Source organism: Amycolatopsis sp. SID8362 (genome assembly GCF_010550475.1).
Taxonomy (GTDB): domain Bacteria; phylum Actinomycetota; class Actinomycetes; order Mycobacteriales; family Pseudonocardiaceae; genus Amycolatopsis; species Amycolatopsis eburnea.
Genome location: NZ_JAAGNB010001482.1, coordinates 1 through 1,765 on the forward strand (window position 1 = coordinate 1; position 1,765 = coordinate 1,765).

The 1,765-nt window shown below is 71.9% G+C and carries 3 protein-coding genes; 2 read left to right on the forward strand and 1 reads right to left on the reverse strand.

The features are described 5' to 3' along the window. On the forward strand, positions 1–417 hold a 417-nt coding region (locus tag G3I65_RS45665), incomplete at its 5' end, for an alpha/beta fold hydrolase (RefSeq protein ID WP_160701634.1). Positions 418–501: 84 nt separating this feature from the next. On the opposite strand, the gene G3I65_RS45670 is transcribed toward G3I65_RS45665, so the two are convergent. Continuing rightward, entirely contained in the window at positions 502–1,128 is a 627-nt protein-coding gene (locus G3I65_RS45670; RefSeq protein ID WP_160701635.1) for a TetR/AcrR family transcriptional regulator, read from the reverse strand. Positions 1,129–1,204: 76 nt separating this feature from the next. Between G3I65_RS45670 and G3I65_RS45675 the strand changes: the two genes are divergently transcribed. Next, positions 1,205–1,765, forward strand: a 561-nt coding sequence (locus G3I65_RS45675; protein WP_166641420.1) for an alpha/beta fold hydrolase, incomplete at its 3' end; no start/stop codon positions are given.

Consider the following 1,765-nt stretch of genomic DNA (forward strand, 5'->3'; position numbering starts at 1 on the left):
CTGGCCCGCCTGCTGGCGAGGCTCCGGAGCGACACGCTGCGGCTGCGGCCGGGGATGGTCCGCTCGGGCGCCCGGCGGCTCGTCTTCGGGGTGCGCCCGGGGCGTGTGCAGGTGGACAGCGTCGTCGAGCAGCTGCTGGCCGCGCACCCGGCGAGCGCGGGGCTGTTCCTGGACGCGATCGCGTCCCACCGCGGCGTCGGCGGGCTGGGCGCGCTGTGCGACGTGCCGTCGGTGGTGCTGGCAGGGGAGAAGGACCGGCTGTGCCCGCTGGCGCACGCGAAGGTGATCGCGGAGGAGCTGCCGCACGCGGAGTTCGTCCGGTTCCCGGGCGCGGGCCACATGCTCCCCCAGGAACGCCCGTACGAAGTGGCCCGCCGCATCTCAGCCCTGGTCAGGACAGCGGCCCGCCCTCGTTGACACCCGGTAAACAATGCATCTTTCCTAGGGAAAGCTCGGCTTTGCGTCGCAAAGTAGCGAGCTTTCCCTACGAAAGATGCGTCCTCAGGCGTCCTTGAGCGGGAAGCCGCCGCCGATGCCGCGCCAGGCGAGGTTGGCTGTCAGGGCCACCGCTTCCTCGCGGCTCATCGACTGGTGGTGCTGCAGCCAGAACCGGGCGCTGACCTGGCTCATCCCGACCAGCCCGACCGCCAGCAGACGCGCCTTGTCCTCGTCGAGGCCCGCGTCCGCCGTGATCGTCTCCGTGATCGCGTCCACGCTCGCCGACGTCGCCCGGTCGACGGCTTCCTGGACCGCCGGCTCGCCCCGCAGGTCGGACTCGAACACCATCCGGAACGCGCCCGCGTCCTCGCTGACGAAGTCGAAGAACGCGCCGACCGTCGCCGGGACGCGCTGCTTGTTCTCCGTCGTCGAGTCCAGTGCGTTCTGGACGCGCTTCACCAGCTCGTCGACGTGACTCTCCAGCAGCGCGATGTACAGGTCGAGCTTGCCGGGGAAGTGCTGGTAGAGCACCGGCTTGCTGACGCCGGCCACTTCGGCGATCTCGTCCATCGCGGCGGCGTGGTAGCCGTTCTCGGCGAAGACCCGCTGTGCCGCGGCGAGGAGCTGCGCCCGCCGTTCCGTCCGGGGCAGGCGCACCCCACGCTGCTGCAGCCGCGTCATCTCCGTCATGCTCTTCTCCCGTCTTCGCCCCTTCGACGGGCGGGTTCGCCACCGCGTGAAGTCGACCTGAAGATTACTCGCCGGTATGTATGCCGTGCCACGGGTCGGGCATCCTGGATCCGTGAACACCGCCGCGACCGCACGGACGCCGCTGACGCACGTGCCCCTGTCGACCAGGGAGTTGCCGTCCCTCGAACCGCTGAAACCGCCGTGGCCGGCGGCGTTCGAAGAGGTCGGCACCGCGCGGCTGCACGTCCGCCGCACGCCGGGCCCCGACGGCACGCCCGCGGTCTACGTGCACGGTCTCGGCGGCTCGTCGACGAACTGGACCGACCTGGCCGCGCTGCTCGCGCCGGTCGCCGGCGGCACCGCGCCCGACCTGCCCGGGTTCGGCTACTCCGAGCCCGAAGCCGGCTTCGACTTCACCCTCGACGCGCACGCCGACGTCGTCGCGACGCACATCGAGGCCGTCGGGGCGCCGGTGCACCTGTTCGGCAACTCGATGGGCGGGGCGATCGCGCTGCTCGTCGCCGCCCGGCGCCCGGAGCTGGTCAAGACGCTCACGCTGATCTCGCCGGCGGTGCCCGACCGGCGACCGGACGTGCGGCGGCTGTCGGACCCGCGGATGGCGCTCGCCTACCTGCCG

Bases quoted from the DNA above. Each gene is read 5' to 3' on its own strand.
- G3I65_RS45670 (WP_160701635.1), bottom strand. From the start codon at position 1,128: ATGACGGAGATGACGCGGCTGCAGCAGCGTGGGGTGCGCCTGCCCCGG.